General features: G+C 48.3%; 15 protein-coding genes. 10 read left to right on the top strand and 5 right to left on the bottom strand.

Features of this window, described 5'->3' with window-relative positions; translation table 11 throughout:
- The first annotated feature begins 172 nt into the window (after positions 1-172).
- Together GC097_RS14785 and GC097_RS14780 are read left to right on the top strand one after the other, a co-directional pair.
- Positions 173-1,747 (top strand): DNA-binding protein, encoded by a 1,575-nt coding sequence (locus GC097_RS14785; RefSeq protein WP_171684071.1) that lies wholly within the window; start codon positions 173-175, stop codon positions 1,745-1,747.
- Positions 1,748-2,544: 797 nt separating this feature from the next.
- Complete coding sequence (locus GC097_RS14780; protein ID WP_171684070.1) at positions 2,545-2,973, top strand: hypothetical protein; 429 nt, start codon at positions 2,545-2,547, stop codon at positions 2,971-2,973.
- A 100-nt stretch (positions 2,974-3,073) separates the two neighbouring features.
- On the opposite strand, the gene yfbR is transcribed toward GC097_RS14780, so the two are convergent.
- A complete protein-coding gene (yfbR, locus tag GC097_RS14775; protein ID WP_171684069.1) occupies positions 3,074-3,670 on the bottom strand; it encodes a 5'-deoxynucleotidase in 597 nt (198 codons plus the stop codon).
- Between the two features lie 22 nt (positions 3,671-3,692).
- Positions 3,693-4,829, bottom strand: coding sequence for a polysaccharide deacetylase family protein (locus GC097_RS14770; protein ID WP_171684068.1), 1,137 nt, complete (start codon positions 4,827-4,829; stop codon positions 3,693-3,695).
- 76 nt (positions 4,830-4,905) lie between these two features.
- Here GC097_RS14770 and GC097_RS14765 point away from each other — a divergent pair, with 76 nt between their 5' ends.
- The 5 genes from GC097_RS14765 to GC097_RS14745 all read left to right on the top strand — a co-directional run bounded on the left by GC097_RS14765 (position 4,906) and on the right by GC097_RS14745 (position 11,829).
- The gene (locus GC097_RS14765; RefSeq protein WP_171684067.1) at positions 4,906-6,456 is read left to right on the top strand and encodes a fumarate hydratase; all 1,551 of its coding nucleotides are present in this window, start codon (positions 4,906-4,908) and stop codon (positions 6,454-6,456) included.
- 136 nt (positions 6,457-6,592) lie between these two features.
- Positions 6,593-8,389: a two-component system histidine kinase PnpS gene (pnpS, locus tag GC097_RS14760; RefSeq protein WP_171684066.1), complete on the top strand. Its 1,797-nt coding sequence runs from the start codon at positions 6,593-6,595 to the stop codon at positions 8,387-8,389.
- A 96-nt stretch (positions 8,390-8,485) separates the two neighbouring features.
- Positions 8,486-9,202 (top strand): response regulator transcription factor, encoded by a 717-nt coding sequence (locus GC097_RS14755; RefSeq protein ID WP_171684065.1) that lies wholly within the window; start codon positions 8,486-8,488, stop codon positions 9,200-9,202.
- A gap of 122 nt (positions 9,203-9,324) precedes the next feature.
- Entirely contained in the window at positions 9,325-10,611 is a 1,287-nt protein-coding gene (locus GC097_RS14750) for a hemolysin family protein (protein ID WP_171684064.1), read from the top strand.
- Between the two features lie 135 nt (positions 10,612-10,746).
- Positions 10,747-11,829, top strand: coding sequence for a Gfo/Idh/MocA family protein (locus GC097_RS14745; protein WP_171684063.1), 1,083 nt, complete (start codon positions 10,747-10,749; stop codon positions 11,827-11,829).
- 50 nt (positions 11,830-11,879) lie between these two features.
- On the opposite strand, the gene GC097_RS14740 is transcribed toward GC097_RS14745, so the two are convergent.
- Positions 11,880-12,758 (bottom strand): AraC family transcriptional regulator, encoded by an 879-nt coding sequence (locus tag GC097_RS14740; RefSeq protein WP_171684062.1) that lies wholly within the window; start codon positions 12,756-12,758, stop codon positions 11,880-11,882.
- 163 nt (positions 12,759-12,921) lie between these two features.
- Between GC097_RS14740 and GC097_RS14735 the strand changes: the two genes are divergently transcribed.
- Entirely contained in the window at positions 12,922-13,764 is an 843-nt protein-coding gene (locus GC097_RS14735) for a phytanoyl-CoA dioxygenase family protein (RefSeq protein ID WP_246294256.1), read from the top strand.
- Between the two features lie 9 nt (positions 13,765-13,773).
- Here GC097_RS14735 and GC097_RS14730 read toward each other — a convergent pair whose 3' ends face one another.
- Positions 13,774-14,643 carry an AraC family transcriptional regulator gene (locus tag GC097_RS14730; RefSeq protein ID WP_171684061.1) on the bottom strand — a complete coding sequence of 290 codons (870 nt, stop codon included), beginning with the start codon at positions 14,641-14,643 and terminating at the stop codon, positions 13,774-13,776.
- Positions 14,644-14,778: 135 nt separating this feature from the next.
- Between GC097_RS14730 and GC097_RS14725 the strand changes: the two genes are divergently transcribed.
- Both GC097_RS14725 and GC097_RS14720 read left to right on the top strand, forming a co-directional pair.
- Complete coding sequence (locus GC097_RS14725; protein ID WP_171684060.1) at positions 14,779-15,552, top strand: phytanoyl-CoA dioxygenase family protein; 774 nt, start codon at positions 14,779-14,781, stop codon at positions 15,550-15,552.
- A 599-nt stretch (positions 15,553-16,151) separates the two neighbouring features.
- Positions 16,152-16,946, top strand: a complete 795-nt coding sequence (locus tag GC097_RS14720) for a DUF975 family protein (RefSeq protein WP_171684059.1) — start codon at positions 16,152-16,154, stop codon at positions 16,944-16,946.
- Between the two features lie 401 nt (positions 16,947-17,347).
- Here the strand turns inward: GC097_RS14720 and GC097_RS14715 are convergent, their stop codons facing one another.
- Positions 17,348-18,133 (bottom strand): HAD family hydrolase, encoded by a 786-nt coding sequence (locus GC097_RS14715; protein ID WP_376768389.1) that lies wholly within the window; start codon positions 18,131-18,133, stop codon positions 17,348-17,350.
- Positions 18,134-18,219: the final 86 nt, after the last annotated feature.

Here is an 18,219-nt window from a genome sequence, read left to right as displayed (position 1 = left end):
TAAAGAGCCAGCCTCCTATTTAGAGGGGTTGGCTCTTTTTTTTGGTTGATTGCATAGAAATTTATTACTTTTGTAAAATCGCACCAAGACGCTATTCCAAGCTCTTTCCATATGCTACGATACATCTAGGCCATGACCATTGGCTAATTATTCCATGTACTGGAGGGATATGATGTTCAAGAGAAGTTTGCTTGGAACTAAGAGTTGGAAAGGTCTTGCACTGACGGCCGTCATGTCGGTGACTTTGTTGGGAGCTGTGCCGCAAGCATTGGCCGAAGGGCCGAATGACCCTGCGCCTTCGATTACGCCGGCATCGCCGAACGGCAAAAAAGTGCTGTTTGACAATACGCACGGTCAAACGGCAGGCGCGGCTGACTGGGTCATCGACGGTGGTTTTTCTGATTTTGCCAATGCGCTTGGAAATGCGGGCTATTACGTGAAGGAGCTGCGCAAAAGCACAGCGCTTACGTTAGCCGATTTATCCGCTTACGATGTATTCGTGATTGGGGAAGCTAATATTCCCTATAAGACATCGGAACAAAGCGCCATGCTGCAGTACGTGCAAGGCGGAGGCAGCATCTTCTTCATTGGCGATCATTACAATGCCGATCGCAATAAGAATCGTTGGGATGCTTCGGAAGTGTTTAACGGTTACCGCCGCGGCGCATGGACAAACCCGGCTGCAGGGATGAGCACAGAGGAAGCAAACTCGGCTGCCATGCAAGGAGTGGCCAGCTCCGACTGGCTGTCAACGAATTTCGGCGTGCGTTTCCGCTACAATGCGCTTGGCGATATTACGGCAAACAACATTGTAAGCCCGTCTCAAGCTTTCAACATAACAAGCGGAGTCTCTACCGTTGCCATGCATGCAGGCTCAACCTTAGCCATTACAAACCCGAATAAGGCCAAGGGAATTGTGTATTTGCCGGCCACAACGACCAAATGGTCAAGTGCAGTGGATCAGGGTGTCTACAATGGCGGCGGTGTGGCGGAAGGACCGTTTGTGGCGGTCTCGAAGGTGAGTGCAGGGAAAGCCGGCTTCATTGGCGATTCCTCGCCAGTGGAAGATGCGACTCCGAAATATTTGAAAGAAGAAACAGGCGGCGCCAAAACGACATATGCAGGCTTCCAGGAACAAAATGACGCTGTGCTGCTCGTGAATATGGTCAAGTGGCTAGCCACGAAAGAAAGCTATACAAGCTTGACGCAAGTATCCGGCCTTACCTTAGATACGGCAACAACGCTGTATACCTGGGAGCAGCCGGCGAACTCGACGGAACCGCAGGCTGAACCTTGGGCCGCGCCGGCAGCAGGCTATAAGTGGTATGATCCATCGACGTTTAAACCCGGGTCTTACGGCTATACGTCAGGGACGAATACAACGGATCCCTTCGCGTTCGTCCATCAAGCGCAATTGCCGAATCATGCCGTTTTTCAGGTGAAAATTATCCTTAACGGATTAACCCCGAATTCGACGGTGACAGACTACAATCTTGGTATTTATAACGGTTCAGGGACACAAGTGGCCAAAATTCAAAACAGCGACGGAACTTGGCCATCCGCGTACGGGTACAGCACGAGCTTCTCACTGACCGCTAACGCGAGCGGGCATGCGGAGAAGATCGTGAACGTACAAATCAATACAACAGCTTCTGGGGCGGCGAATATGAGGTTGAGGCAGAACACGACAGCTAAATTTACGGAGGCAGTCACAATTGCCGATGTACCTGCACAGCCGCTGCCATAAAGAAGAAGGAAGACCTAGCAGCGGATGCTAGGTTTTTTTTTACAGGGGAACTACAGGACGCTATTTTGCCCAAAAGATCCCTTTAAGTGAGGGAGAGGGAACTAGGGTCCTCTATTTTGCCATTTTGACACATATTTGAACGATGGAGGTAGAATAAGAGTCTGTAGTTCCCCTTCAACCCACGAAATTCGGCAATTTGCTTAAATAAGGGAATGGAGTTCCCAATTCATACGTAAAGGAGCTCGGTCGTGAGCAATGCTTACGGATACTGTACCGTTGAAAGTGGCGTTCATGTATAACTTGTTCTTGTGACGAAAAGATTTGTAAGGCTGTTTGCTCAGCCTGTCGTGCAGACAAAATGGGGATTAGCGTATTCTTTTTCCTCGCTAACGGACAGAGAGGCCCTTATGCGATGGAAAAGGACCTCTTCGAGCAAGTAACAGACACCAGCGCTGTTACTTGCTCACCTGGGGACTGATTTCGCCTTGAAATCGGTAAATAAGGACTCTGATGTCCGTCAGCAGAGAGACACGACGCTTTTCGCGAATATAACGGCCGCTATGTCCGAATTCATGGATAGGAATACCGGATTGAGAACCGAGTCGGGGTAAGAGATAAGACACTCAGCACGGAACCGGAGACAAGACCACTATGCAGCAGTTATGACGGATTTAGTCACATTTGTATGTAGATATGGTGAAAAGGCCGAAATGTTGACATCGCTTTCTTGTCCCAACGAAATGTATTCGGTATACTACATTAGAGGGATTCTCATTTAAATTGCGGAGGGTGTTAAAATGTATCAAGTCATGATTTTTTTACATGTCATCAGTGCCTTGCTTCTTGGCGCATATGTAGTGTTCCCATTTATTGCAGGACGTGCGGCTTCACTAACAGGTGCTGCGCTTGAAGGCTTTATGGGGCTGCTGTCTTCGTTAAACCGAATTGGACAGTTTTCATTGATTGTAACGTTCATCACAGGCGGCGCTATGGTTTCAAAAGTAGAGGTGTCCGTTCTTTGGATGGTGCTGGCTATTGTTTTGCTGCTTATCGTGGGAGCGGTGACTGGCATGATCGGCGGAAGAATCAAGAAGCTGGTTGCCAACGCAAAGGCAGGCAACAGCACGGCAACGGATGCAGCCAAAATTAAAACGTTCAGTTGGATCGCTGCTGTAGCGGTAGTTGTAGCTATTTTGTTCATGACTAATCCGCAATTGTTGGCTTAATTTCTGTTTAAGGGACATACAGGATCATAGTTCTCTAATAAGCAAAGCAAAGGGCTATCCAGCCGGTCTTCACAGACCTTCATGGATAGCCCTTTTTGTTTTATTTGCTTTCATTCGGATGCAAGGTGATTTCATCCAACGTTTTCTCGAACGAGGAGCTCATATGTTCAAGGAAATACTCGACTTCCGGCATGTTCATTTTCTTCAAGCTCTCCAGAATTTGCTGTTTGGCGACAACGAATTCCCGGTTGCCGGTTGAAAGTTCTGTTAAGCATTTGATATAGGCTTCGAGCAAGTCCGCAGCCTTCACCCAGCGGTACAGCTCAGGGTCCGGGTCCTGAATCAGCTTGCGGTAGATGCCGCTGATTTCCGGCGGGATCGTTTCGATGAGCCGTTCTACAGCAACATCTTCAATTTCGCGGAAGTTGCGCAAGATCTGCTCATTGTTGTGTTTGACGGGCTGCGGGATGTCTCCCGTTAATACTTCGGAAGCATCGTGGAACAAAGCGATGGAGACAACGCGATCGGTAGGCACGTCGCGTCCGTAAACCTCGTTCGCGATGGTGCAAAGCATATGTGCGATGGTAGATACGTAGAAAGAATGCTCAGCTACGGTATCTCTGCGCATGTTCCACATGAGACTCCAACGATCGATATATTTGAGGCGGTATAAATAAGCAAAAAAATGATGATTCATCGTGTTCTTGACTCCTTTGATGTTATTTCACGCTCGGCGCCACCCGCACAGCCACCGTTCCGGTGGCCGGGGTGTAGACGAGCGGCTGTCCGATCAGCGCGCTAAGATCGTCCAGCGCGATCGTGACCTGCCCGTGCTCGCGCAGCACGGGCTGCCGCAGCTTCACGCGCGAACTGCCGCGCGTGGCCGTAGTCGCATTCACCTGCAGGGTGAATGCCTCTTGCCCGAGGCGGAGGCGCAGCACTCCGCCTTCCGCACTTGCGCTGCCGCCGAGCTGCGCTGCGGCGGCGGCCGCATCCACGCGCAGCGGGGCGCTGCCCGGCTGCGCCCTGACACGACGCTGGATCGAGCGGTCCAGCAGCTCCGGCGTGATGCCGGGACTGCCCGCGTTGATCCGCGGAATGAGCAGATGGTCGGCGCTGCGCGTCGCCATCTCGGGGGAGATCGTGAAGGCGTAGCGAATGCCCGCCTGCTGGATCAGTTCCGTCGCCTCAGGCGACGTGATGCCGTACGGATACGCCATCACGTCGAGCGGCGCGTCCGTCAGACCGGCAAGCTTGCCGACACAGGCCTGGGTATCCTTCAGCACCCGCTGCTTGTAGGCGTCGCCGCCTTCCCCATCCAAACGGCCGACTAGCGCTGCTTGGCCATTCGGCAGCTTGTGATGCAGGTTATCGGTATGGCAGCCGATATCGATAAAATTCGTTGCATGGGTCATCTCTCTGATTTGATCTTTGGACATCGAAGGGATGTAGGATCCCATGGGATTGGCTAAATCAGTCGTGATGACAAAATTGACAGCGGGAACCCGCAAGCTTTTCAAAATCGGATAAGCCCCTGTATAAAAGCTCTGATACCCGTCATCGAAAGTCACGAGAACGGCGTTAGCAGGGACGGTAGCCCCAGCCAAATACTGCTTGAATTCATTCAAGGAAATAAAATGATAGCCTTTGCTCAGCAGAAACTGCAGCTGATCTTGAAACAATTTGGATGTAATCGTACTGGAACTTGTATCGGTGTCATGGATATGATGATACATGAGAACAGCAACTTGATCCTGATAGTAGATATCTTGAGATCGCTTGGCCTGAAGAGGCGTAAGCAGAAGCGTGAGCCCTATCAGACTTAGCAGAATCGTGATCCCGATTCTTTTGGACATGTCAGCGTAACTCCTTATATGGTATAATAGTTTGTAATGATTATTAGTTGTAAGTCGAAAGGAGCCATTTTTAGTCATGCAGCATTTCTATCAAAGCGTCTACGATTTAATTGTCGAAACGTCCACAAACCTTCCGGGTGATGTGCGTCGCGCGGTTCAAGCCGCAAGTGAGAAAGAAGACAAAGGAACTCGCTCAGCGCTTTCCCTTTCCCGTATTGCCGATAACATTCATATGGCGGAATGCAATGTCTCTCCGATTTGCCAGGATACAGGCATGCCAACGTTTATTATACACTGTCCGGTTGGGGCAAACCAAATTATTATGAAGAAGCATATTCTCGAAGCTGTCGCGAATGCGACGAAAGCGAGCAAACTTCGCACGAACTCGGTAGATTCTTTGACTGGCGCCAACACGGGCGACAATCTGGGACCTGGGACACCGGTTATTCATTTCGAACAGTGGGAACGCGATGAAGTTGAAGTGAAGCTGATTCTTAAAGGCGGCGGCTGTGAAAATAAAAACATTCAATACAGCTTGCCGGCCGATCTTGAAGGCGTAGGCAAAGCCGGGCGCGACCTGGACGGCATTCGCAAATGTATTATGCACGCTGTGTATCAAGCGCAAGGGCAAGGGTGCAGTGCAGGCTTTATCGGCGTTGGCATCGGCGGCGACCGGACAAGCGGTTACGAGCTGGCGAAGCATCAATTGTTCCGTCACGTAGACGATGTGAACCCGCATCCGGAGCTGCGTAAAGTCGAAGAGTACGTCATGGAGCATGCCAACACGCTCGGTATCGGTACGATGGGCTTCGGCGGCCAAGTGACCTTGCTCGGCTGCAAAGTTGGCGTGGCGAACCGCTTGCCGGCCAGCTTCTTCGTGTCCGTGGCTTACAACTGTTGGGCGTTCCGCCGTCAAGGCGTGCTGCTCAATCCGGAAACCGGCGAAATCAACGGCTGGTCCTATCCGCGAGGCAGCGAAGTGTCCTTCCAAGAAGCTTTTGAAGCTAGCGCTGAAGCAGCTAAAAATGTGAAGGAAGAGGACCGTCGCGAGATCGTTCTGACGACTCCGATTTCGGAAGAGCAAATCCGCAGCCTGAAAGTCGGCGACGTGGTTGTCATTAACGGCACCATGCACACAGGGCGCGACGCGCTGCATAAGTATTTGATGGATCATGACGCTCCGCTTGATCTGAATGGGGCGGCTATTTACCACTGCGGTCCGGTCATGAGCAAAGATGAAGCCGGCGAGTGGCACGTGAAAGCGGCTGGCCCGACGACAAGTATTCGCGAGGAGCCTTACCAAGGCGAAATCATCAAGAAGTTCGGCATTCGTGCAGTTATCGGTAAAGGCGGAATGGGCCCGAAAACATTGGCAGCGCTCAAAGAACACGGCGGCGTTTACTTGAATGCCATTGGCGGAGCCGCACAATACTATGCGCAATGCTTTAAGAAAGTCGAAGGCGTGGATTTCATGGAATTCGGTATTCCTGAAGCGATGTGGCACTTGGAGACAGAAGGTTTTGCTGCGATTGTAACGATGGATTCGCATGGCAACAGTCTGCATGCAGATGTGGAGAAGAACGCATTTGAGAAATTGTCGGCGCTGAAAGAGCCTGTATTTAAATAAATATTGCCTTATCACCGTACATTTTATTTCCTTTACAAATAAATAACTGGATTAGGCACGGGAGAAAGGGTTACTATGTAGAGTAGCCCTTTTCTTTTTTTTTACAGACTTGATCTATCGGAGGCCAGAGAACCAGATGACCAAATTCCGTGCCAAACTAACGTTTATTATGATTGTAATGATCGGTTGCTCGATGCTGATTGCCGGTATTTTTATGGCTAAAGTGCTTGAGGATTCTCATGTGAAGTCCTTGGAAGACAATATGGAACGCGAGCTGCGTGTCATTGTGGCTACAGGGGACTGGAGCAGGATCGGATCAGAGAATGAGCTGATGGCTTACTTTTCCCAGCAGGCCAAGCGGATTAAAGGGGTAACGAATGAACGGCTGACTTATGTTCGTACGGACGGGAAGGTGATCGGCGACTCCGATCAAGAGCCGGGACAAATGGACAATCACTTGAGCCGTCCTGAAATTGCTGCGGCCGCTGCTAGTGGAGTAGGCTATTCTACAAGATACAGCGACACCCTTAAGGAGAAAATGCTCTACGCCGCCATTCCGGTAAAAAATGAGGCGAAAGCAACGATCGGCTTCCTAAGAATCTCAATGAGCCTGGAGCAAGTGGATAAGTCAATCCGCAGCTTATGGTATTTTCTCATTGTAGGATTGCTCATCTTGTTTCTGATTGCCGGGTTGGTCAGCTACCGCATTGCTAAGGGGATTACCCATCCTATCGAGAAAATGACGAAAGTTGCCCAGCAAATTACGAATATGAATTATGAATCCCGTGTACCCGCCTACAGCAATGACGAGGTTGGGCAGCTAGGGCTTGCCATCAATCGCATGTCGGAGAGCTTGCAGCAGCAAATGGCCCGGATTCGGGAAAATGAGCGCAGGCTTCAAGGCGTTATGGAGAATATGCTGAGCGGTATTATGATGATCGACCGGGACGAGCGGATTATGCTGTTAAATCCCTCTGCCGAGAACATTTTAGGCTTTTCTTCGCAGGAACTGTTGGGGAAAAGGTACAACGAAGCGAAGCAGCAGTTCGAGTTCACGAAGCTCATTCAGGAATGCATTGAAACGCGCGAATCGATTCGTGACGAAATGATATTCTATTATCCGGCTGAGCGCATTCTGGATATTCACTTAAGTCCAATTGCCCATGAGGACGAAGAGTGGTCCGGTGTGCTCATCGTCATTCATGATATTACTGCTGTCCGCAGGCTGGAGCGGATGAGAAGCGAATTTGTAGCCAATGTTTCTCATGAGTTAAAGACGCCGATTGCTGCCGTTAAAGGTTTCGCCGAGACGTTGTTAGCCGGCGCGCTGAACGATAAGGACACGGCGGTGTCGTTCCTGCAAATTATTTTTGACGAAAGCGAGCGGTTGAACCGGCTGATCGGCGATATTTTGGAGCTGTCCAAAATTGAATCGAAGCGGATTCCGATGAATTTTTCGCCGATTTATTTGCCGGAATTTTTGGAGAGATCGCTTCATGTGCTGCGTAAAGAAGCGGAAAAGAAGCACATTGAGCTGAGCATGCAGGTTGACGAAGACATGTATATTGAAGCCGACGAGGATCGGTTGCGTCAAATTATTATCAATCTTCTCTCCAATGGGATTGCTTATACGCAGGACGGAGGAAAGGTCAAGGTGCGTGTGGAGCCGCTCGATCCGAATAGTGACGGCGATTATGAACGGCTTCGTTTAATTGTGTCCGATACGGGAATGGGGATTCCGAAGAAAGATTTGCCGCGCATTTTCGAGCGCTTTTATCGTGTAGACAAAGCTCGTTCAAGAATCTCAGGCGGAACCGGACTCGGTTTATCCATCGTGAAACATTTAGTTGAACTGCATAAAGGGACAATCCGCGTGGATAGCGAAGTCGGTATCGGCACAAGATTCACCATTGAATTGCCTGTTATACACTAATTTACATGGCGATAACGCAATATTTACATTCGCTTTACAAAATTGTGTTATTATATGGGTGTGCAATGTTAATATACTGTAAATACGGGGGATCCCATGGCACAAAAAATATTAGTTATCGAGGACGAGCCTACCTTAGCTCGCTTGCTTTCGTACAATCTATCCCAGGAAGGGTACCATACAAAGGTCGTGGATCATGGCGGCGACGGGCTTCAAGAAGCGCTTCAGCAGTCCTATGATTTAATTATTCTAGATATCATGCTGCCTGGCTTGAACGGTTTTGAGGTACTGGCTAAGCTTAGGCAAAAAGGAAACAGCACGCCGGTCATCATTCTAACGGCCCGGAATGCCGAGGATGAGGTCGTTCAAGGCTTGAAGCACGGCGCGGATGATTATATTACGAAGCCATTTGGCGTAGCGGAATTGTTGGCAAGGGTATCCGCCGTACTGCGCAGAACGCAGTCAGAGGATGCCGCGGTAGACAAGCAGGGTACGAATGAGAAAGTCATTCAAGCCGGCGAGCTGTACATTTATCCGGAGAAATACGAAGTGGTGCTGAATGGGGAATCTATTCCGTTGCGACCTAAGGAGTTCGAGGTTCTGCTGTATCTTGTTCAGCGGCCGGGCGTCGTTGTAACGAGAGACGATCTCATGAACATTGTTTGGGGATTTGATTATATCGGGGGACAAAGAACCGTAGATGTACATGTGAGTTCTCTTCGCAAGAAGCTGGAGATGAATCAGCAATCGGTGCAAATCGATTCGATCCGGGGCGTCGGATACAAACTGGTAGCGACAATTATCAAGAAATGAGGAGCCCAGGGTGCTGGTATTACAGCTGCCCGGGCTTTTTTTGTGTCACAAACCTCATAGCTGACCGCATAAATGCAGATACTGGTTATAATTGATAAAAAAACTTCTCGAAAGAGGTTCATATGTTCATTAATTTGATGTTAATCGCACTACTTATTGTATTAACCGCTTTTTTTGTAGCAACAGAATTTGCTGTTATTCGAATCAGGCCCAGCCGCGTAGATCAAATGGTGGCGGAAGGCAAAAAAAATGCCCGCGCTGTTCAAACGGTTGTTTCCAATCTGGATGGATACTTGTCCGCCTGCCAGCTGGGAATTACGATTACTGCTTTAGGACTTGGTTGGCTTGGCGAACCGACAGTCGAGAAACTTCTCCATCCGCTATTCACATGGATTGGCGCAGGGGAAGGGTTATCTCATTTTCTATCCTTTATAATCGCTTTTGTATTCATCACGTATATTCACGTGGTGCTGGGGGAATTGGCCCCCAAAACGTTAGCCATCCAAAAAGCAGAAGCGATTTCCGTCCTCACTGCGCCGCTCATTATTAGTTTTTACAAAATCATGTACCCATTTATTTGGATGCTGAACGGTTCGGCGAACCAGCTTATCAAAGCGTTTGGCATGAAGCCGGCAAGCGAGCATGAAGAAGCCCATTCCGAAGAAGAGATCCGCATTATTTTATCTGACAGTTATATGAGCGGGAAAATTAATAAGACGGAGTTCGGCTATGTGAATCGCATCTTTTCTTTTGATGAATTGTTGGCGCGTGAGATCATGGTGCCTCGTACGGATATGATATGCCTTTTCGCAGATAAATCCCTTGCAGACAACATGAACATTATTACGAGTGAAAAATATACGCGATTCCCTGTTGCTAAAGGGAACAAGGATCATATCATCGGCTTCGTCAACACGAAGCAGTTTTTCTTGAGCTACCTGCATGATCCGGACTTTGATTTGCACAGCTTGCTGCAGCCGATGCTGACGGTTCCGGAGAGCATGCTCGTTAAAGTTTTGCTCAAGAAGATGCAGCAGCAAAATGTCCACATCGCTCTATTGCTGGATGAATACGGCGGGACGTCCGGATTAATTACGATTGAGGACATCCTTGAAGAAATTGTCGGGGAAATTCGGGACGAATTTGATAAAGATGAAACGAAAGAGATCGAAGTGCTGGGCGAAAATCACTATTTAGTCGAAGGGATCGTCCACATTAATGAGATCAACTATCGATTAGGAACAGACATCCATGACGAGAATGTGGACTCCATCGGCGGTTGGCTGTACAGCAAACTGCCGGAGTTGGCAGTTGGGGAAGAATGGACCAACGAATCATGGACATTCATGATCCGTGAGAGGGACGATCACCGTATCCGTAAAATTGAAATAAGGAAGATCGAAAAGTAAGAGATGTCACAATCGTATACATTTATCGCCAGATCCGAAATTTTATTTTATTTTGATTTTGGTATACTTTAAGTGTACCGGTGAAGAACAAAAGATAGAAACATACGATGTTTACATAGCTTAAGGAGGATTATGATGTCCAAAACGTATCGAATTGCGATTATCGGCTGTGGAGGAATTGCCAACGGCAAGCACATGCCAAGTTTGAACAAATTAAAAAATGTAGAAATGGTTGCTTTCTGCGATATTATTTCTGAGAAAGCCCATGAGGCTGCCGCTAAGTATGGAAAAGGCGAAGCACGCGTGTATGAAGATTACCGTGAGCTTCTGCAAGACAGCTCAATTGACATCGTTCATGTCTGTACGCCAAATGATTCGCATGCGGAAATTACGATTGCGGCTCTGGAAGCCGGCAAGCACGTTATGTCCGAGAAGCCGATGGCGAAAACGGCTGAAGATGCGCGCCGTATGGTGGAAGCAGCGAAACGTACCGGCAAAAAATTGACGGTCGGCTACAACAACCGTTTCCGCAGCGACAGCCAGCATTTGCACAAGCTATGCTCGGAAGGCGAGCTGGGTGACATTTACTTTGCTAAAGCTCATGCCATTCGCCGCCGCGCGGTACCAACATGGGGAGTTTTCCTTGATGAAGAAAAACAAGGCGGAGGTCCGTTGATCGATATCGGTACTCATGCTCTCGATTTGACGCTTTGGATGATGAATAACTATGAGCCGAAAGTCGTTCTCGGCACTTCCTATCATAAATTGTCCCAACGCGAAAATGCAGCAAATGCATGGGGCCCTTGGGATCCAACTAAGTTCACGGTGGAGGATTCCGCTTTCGGGATGATCACCATGAAAAATGGCGCGACCATTATTCTTGAATCCAGCTGGGCGCTGAATACTCTTGAAGTGGATGAAGCGAAATGTACGTTAAGCGGTACAGAAGGCGGAGCTGACATGAAAAACGGTCTTCGCATCAACGGCGAGAAGCACAGCCGCTTGTACACAACAGAGGTCGAGCTGCAAGCCGGCGGCGTTGCTTTCTATGACGGCGAAACGGAAAGTGCGCCTGATCTGGAGATGCGCCTATGGATTCAGGCGATTGAAAATGATACAGATCCGGTTGTTACACCGGAGCAGGCTTGTGTCGTTTCCGAGATTTTAGAAGCCATCTACGAGTCTGCTAAAACAGGCAAGGCGGTTTACTTCGACTAATTTCAACTATTTCCCAGGAAATAAGCAAAAAATCCCCTTTATTCGAGCGTTTAGGCTCGGATGAAGGGGATTTTGTTTTTTCTAAGTTCACCTGGCGTAAGACCGGTACGTTTCTTAAATGTTTTGGAGAAATGGTGCAGGTCTGCAAAACCGCAATAGCCGGCTATTGCTTCTTGGCTCAGATCTGTGTTTGTGAGAAGCTCTTTTGCATGATTCACTCGCATATTCATCAAATATTGGTGAGGGGAAATGCCGTAACGCTGTTTGAAAATGATGCTGAATCTCGAAATCGACAGATTGGCTCGAGCCGCCATGTCCTCTAAGGAGATGGGATCGCTTAAATGATGTGAAAAGTATGATGTAATCCAGTCGAATGAATGAACAGACGTATATGGTTGTTGATAATAGGTTTCTAATAATGAAATGATGATTTCCGTCACTAGATGCTGGGTTTTAAGCTGAATAAGCGGATCCTGCTGCTCAGCCTGCTCGATAACCTGCAAGAGCGTTTCTTTTAATTTTAACGGGTTGGAAGGAAAAGCATGCACAGGCACATCAATCCCATACAGATCTTTGATCGTTGGCTGCATCAGATGCATGTATGCGGACAGATCAATTTGCCCCGGCCGGGTAGGAAAGCTGTTTTCACGCTGGGTGTTAAAACAGAGATCAAAATGTATATATGGCGTAACGGTGTTCGTTAATCCTTCCAAAGACAGCAAGCTGCCAGGTTGCACCAGACAAAATTGACCCTCGGTAAAAGTATGCGTGTGATGATCTATCCGGAAAGAACAGGTGCCTTCTTGGATGTAAACGAATAAATAATCAAGCAGTCTTCGTTCCGGGGAAGTCCAAGGTTTACGCACGGCAAAGTCGCTTTGTCTAACGAAAGGAACGATGGGATGTTGTTTTAATAAATTGTTCAGCATGTGAGGTCCTTTCCGCGGTAAAGGTTGTACGACTCTTATTGTAAGGCCCCCATGGCATCTGAATCCAGTTGTTTTTGACAATAATATAACCTTGTTTGACAAAGATTTAGAAGAGGGATGCCACTATAATAAAACTGTAATTATACAAGTCGAGGTGATCCAGATGAGCATGCAGGAGACAAACCATATCCTTTCGTTACCCTCATTGGAAGAGAGCTATCCGTTATCGGAGCAGCAAATTGCAAGCTATCAGCAGAAAGGGCATATTCTAATAAAGCAGGCAGCCAACTCATCCGAAATTGCTTCTTACGAACCGATGATTTCAGATCTGGTGAAGGAGCTGAATTATCACAACAAGCCGCTTGAAGAGCGGGACACGTATGGAAAGGCATTTATTCAAATCTCGAACCTCTGGGAGAAAAGTGAAGCCGTCCGCCGGTTCGTGCTGGCGAAACGATTTGCCAAAATCGCCGCGGAGTTGATGGGTGTTGAAGGCGTGCGAATTTACCATGATCAGGCCCTATATAAAGAACCTCACGGAGGTCACACACCATGGCACCAGGACCAAATCTATTGGCCGTTGGATACAGATAAAACGATAACGATGTGGATGCCGCTGGTTCCGATTTCACAAGAAGTTGGATCCATGACATTTGCCTCCGAGTCCCAACGTATGGGATACATTAACAAAATGGTTATTTCTGATGAATCCCATCGCACGTTAGCCGGGTATATTGAGGGCAAAGGTTTGGAAACGAAGTCTTACGGGGCTATGGAGGCCGGAGATGCGACTTTTCATGCCGGGTGGACGCTGCACAGCGCACCGGGGAATCCGACAGACTCGATGCGCAAGGTAATGACAATTATTTATTATGCTGATGGTTTGCGCATTGCTCAGCCGGACAGTAAAGCACGTGAGAGCGATCTGAAAACGTGGTTCCCCGGCGCTCAGCCCGGCGATTTGGCGGCGACGGCGCTGAATCCATTGGTTTACAGCCGTTCTTAGGAAATTAGACTACCTGCCCGTCTGTTCCTGTTTGCGGAACTTGCCCGGGGGCAGCTTTTTTTCTTGGGTGAACGTATGCGTAAAATAATGAACGGAAGAAAAGCCGGTCACTTCGGCGATTTCTTTAATCGACAGCTCACTTGTCAGCAGCAGGTGGGCTGCTTGGCGTATGCGCTCACTGCGGATGAAATCGGTATAAGTTTCATGGATGCCTTCTGAGAACAAGCGCGATAAGTGGCGCTCCGAAACGTTGAGATTTCCGGCAACATCGCCAAGATGAAGAGGTTGGGATAGATTGTCGCGGATATACAGTTTGGCGCGCTGCAGCAGCATATTCGTATTTTTTCGATGGACAAAAGGTTTGTCGGTTTCTTTTCCGAAAAGATTCAGAAACGATACGAGAAGTGTGTAGGCTAACGAAGGTACGGCTGCCGCCGGTACGCTTCCTTGCCGCTCTTGAATCAAAAGCGACTTCCACAGGTGGGCAGTCGGATACTGGTCTCCGTCATCCTTGTAAACCTCGGCATGCTCTGACAGCTCATGGAAGGCATTTCTCATCGTCTCACCGCTTTGAGATTCGTCCAGTTCAAAGGCGACGTACATAATAAAGAGGCCTTTTTGGGTGCGGATTTGATGCGTAATGCCAGGTCTGGAACAGAAGTGGGTGCCTGCTCGAAGCGAGTAATGACGGCCTTGCTCCGTATATTCTCCTTCGCCTCCTAGAACATAACAGACTTCGAAGAAGGAATGCTTATGGGGCTGATTGTCGAACATGCACGGATTGACACCCCAGTATTGTATTTTGAAGCAGGCGTCAGGTCCGTGAATAACAGTTGCGATTTCATTGAGCATGGCGTTGGTCTCTTTGCACAAGTACATGATCCTTCTCACCCTTAATGTCCTTATTTTGCAAAAACCTGTCCTTTGCAGAAAAAGACAGATCGCGGTCTTATTCCCTATAATAATAGATAAGAAAGCGGTTCACAAACAAATTTTGTGGTGGAGGGAAGCACAATGATTACTCGTGCGGATGTAGATTTTTATAAAGAAAATGGGTATTTGCTCGTGAAAGGGGTATTCAATCAGCGGGAAGTTGAAGAAATGAGAAATGCCGTAGAGGAAATTATTATACGTGCAGCAGAAGCAAAAGCAGACCGCAACGATCAATGGAAGGGTGATTTTCTTCCTGCGGAAGAATTGAAAAAGCTTGTCTTAAAAGGGTTTCACGATGTGCATTATCACGATGCCGCATTTATGCGCGCTGTGATTCATCCGAATATGGCGGCCGTGCTGGAGCAACTCATTGGGCCCAATGTCCTGCTGCACCATTCCAAAATGCTCGTGAAGCCGCCGGAAAATGGCGCTGCCTTCCCGATGCACCAGGATCATCCGTACTTCCCGCATGAGAAGCACACAATGCTTGCTGCGAGCGTGCATTTGGATGATGCGGATGAAGAGAACGGCTGCTTGCGCGTTATCCCGGGTTCGCACTTGGGTGGTACATTGCCGCACATGGGCCAGCATTATTTGAATCACAAAACGTATCCGATCAATGAAGGAACGCCCTGTGTAGCCGAGGCCGGCGATGTGCTGTTCTTTAACTATTTAACGATTCATGGCTCTGAATCGAACCGCAGTTCAAGAACACGAAGAAATGTATTGTTCCAATACCGCGATCCGAGTGACTTCCCGACGGAGCAGACGCATTTTGACTGGGGCATGGGGCTGATGGTGACAGGGAAAAACCCGCATTTCACGAAGGTGAAGCCGGAATTTAAAATCATATAAGGACTGGAAGGGCACCTGCGGGTGTCTTTTTTTGAAATCTATCGTAGAATTTCAATGCGGACTGCAGAAAGCACATCAAAATCAGCATCTTCAAGTGTAGTTCAAGCAATACCTGCATTTCGTACAGGTAAATTCACTAGAAATGGCGAACATGGCGCAAGCTAACGAACTGAGAGGCCCTTATTCGATTGCAAAGAACCTCTTCGAAAATGCAACGGACACAAACGCTGTTACTTGCTCACTTGGGGACTGATTTCTCCCGAAATCGGCAAATAAGGATTTTGGTGTCCGTAAGCAGAGAGATACGACGCTTTTCGCGAAGATAACGGCCGCTGTGTCCGAATCGTGATAAGACATAGGACTCTTTCAACCGAATCGGGGCAAGAGTAAGGGAATGGATATGGGGTGAAAAAGCGATAGCTCCAACATCCAATTCTTTCCCTTGCTCAAATGTATCGTTTTAGACAAGGACCTAGCCGCAGGCTGGGTTTTTCACTGCCGACAGTGCGAGGCATGACACCCGCGTACCATCACTGTGATGCTGATCATCATCCGGGGGTTCTACTTTTGGCTATTCTATTGTACGATAGATAGTAAATATGTGGAAATTGGATGGTGATTTCTTGGATTGGACGCGCAGAGAGCTAAAAGGTAGAGCAAAGCAAGTACTGCGAACCTCTTACTGGAAGGCTTTTCTAGTAAGCTTGTTGTTGGCAGTGTTGAGCGGCGGAGTGTCGAGCTGTTCCTACAATTCGGGCGGAGGGACTTCCGTAAGCTTCCCCTTCACCGGCACGAACGGCAGTTGGGGGGATTTTACCAACAGTCCGGTATTTGTTGCGGTTATGATCGGTGCGATTATGCTCCTGGTTTTTGTTGCGCTCTTATCGATTGCCTTTCATATTTTTGTAGTAGCTCCCTTCGAAGTGAGCGTCATGCAATATTTTAAACAAGCTGCCGGTGAAGATGTGAATATGAATTATCTGGTGTATTCCTTTCAAAAGGGCAAGTACTTAGCCATCGTAAAAGGGATGTTATTGAAAAATATTTTGACCTTTTTATGGTTTTTGCTGCTCATTATTCCGGGAATTGTGAAGACATATGCCTACAGCATGGTGCCTTTTATACTGGCGGATAACCCTCAGATCGGCGCGAAGAGGGCGGTAGAGCTTAGTAAACAAATGACGAGAGGGCAGAAGTGGAGGATTTTTGTTCTGGATCTTTCTTTTCTTGGATGGTACATCTTGGGCTCGCTAGCCCTAGGCATCGGCATCCTGTTCGTGCTTCCGTATGATCATTCAACGAAAGCGGAGCTTTATTTGGTTCTTCGCCGGCAGGCTCTGTATGACGGACTTAGCAGCGCTAAGGAATTGAATGTGCCTGAGGATTGGCAATAATGAAAGGACTGTCTTCGAAGGTCTTACCTGACCTTTGGAGCAGTCCTTTTTTTCATTTCAGAATGGGTGTTGCCTAATGTGTGTCGGGCATCCCAGCCCCTATTCCAGCCTCTCTCTGGAAAATAAGAGCCCAAAAAGACTTCTATCTCAGCCGAAAAGCCCTGTTTTCGCAGAATAGTAGTCTCTGGAGGCTCTTATCTGCCTGGACTCTGCTCCAATCAGGCAATATCCGAATAATAAGAGCCCCAAAAGACTTCTATCTCAGCCGAAAAGACCCATTTTCGCAGGATAGAAGTCTCTGGAGGCTCTAATCTGCCCGGATTCGGCTCCAAATCGCTGGATTTCATCCAACAAAACTTGCAAGCGTGGGGCTAATGCTCTTGATATCCCTAAGGTTATGCCTATAAAATATCAAGCAACTCACGCAGCGCTGCGATTTCATGACTAGGTGAATTGTGAAGCGGCGCTGTCTTCTGATGATGATTGATCCAAACACTCCGCATGCCGACCGCTAATGCTCCTTGGATATCGGTATCCAAATTATCTCCGACCATGATGGCTTCTTCTGCCGTAACGCCGAGCAAGTTCAGAGCGTGTACAAAAATAGAAGGATCAGGCTTCCCTCGCCCGAAGGAGCCGGAAATTAGGACATGATCAAAGTAATCCGCCAGTCCCGGAATACTGTCTACTTTCTCCTGCTGCAGGTCAGGTGCGCCGTTCGTTAACAAGAGAAGCTGATACTTGGGCCGCAAGGCTTGCAATACTTCGAAGGTTGTCTCATAGACCAACGGACGCTCCCGACGTTCCTTTGCGAACCGCACTGCGAGGCTTTCGCCTAGCTCCGGATCATCGATGCCGAGTTTGAGCAGGCCTTGCGTCCATGCGTTCTTTTGGTAATTGGGCGCAAGCTGTCCCAGTTCCAAAAAGGCGGGAAACTCCTTCGCGTCAAACCGTCCCCAGAGTGCTTCCAAGTGTGTGATTTCAATCATTTTCGCATAATCATAACAAGCCATTTCCTTGAATAAACGCTCAGATGATTCACGCACCTCGCATTCAAGAGCGGATGGATCCACTTGTACAGCTTCAGCGGCTCCTTGACAGGTTGCCTTGAATGCTTCCCCAATACTTCTTTCATCCCATAGCAGCGTATTGTCTAAATCGAAAATAACCGCTTTAATCGGCTTCATCCCCATGATCCCTCCCCGTGTTCATAATCTAATTTCCAACATAATGCCAAGGAAGTCAACTGGAATGTTCAGTGATGAAAGTAAAT

The organism is Paenibacillus planticolens (genome assembly GCF_013141725.1).
In the GTDB taxonomy this organism is placed as follows: Bacteria; Bacillota; Bacilli; order Paenibacillales; family NBRC-103111; genus Paenibacillus_E; species Paenibacillus_E planticolens.
The sequence above is the reverse complement of the archived record's forward strand: the minus strand, read 5'-3'. Positions and strand labels throughout refer to the sequence as shown.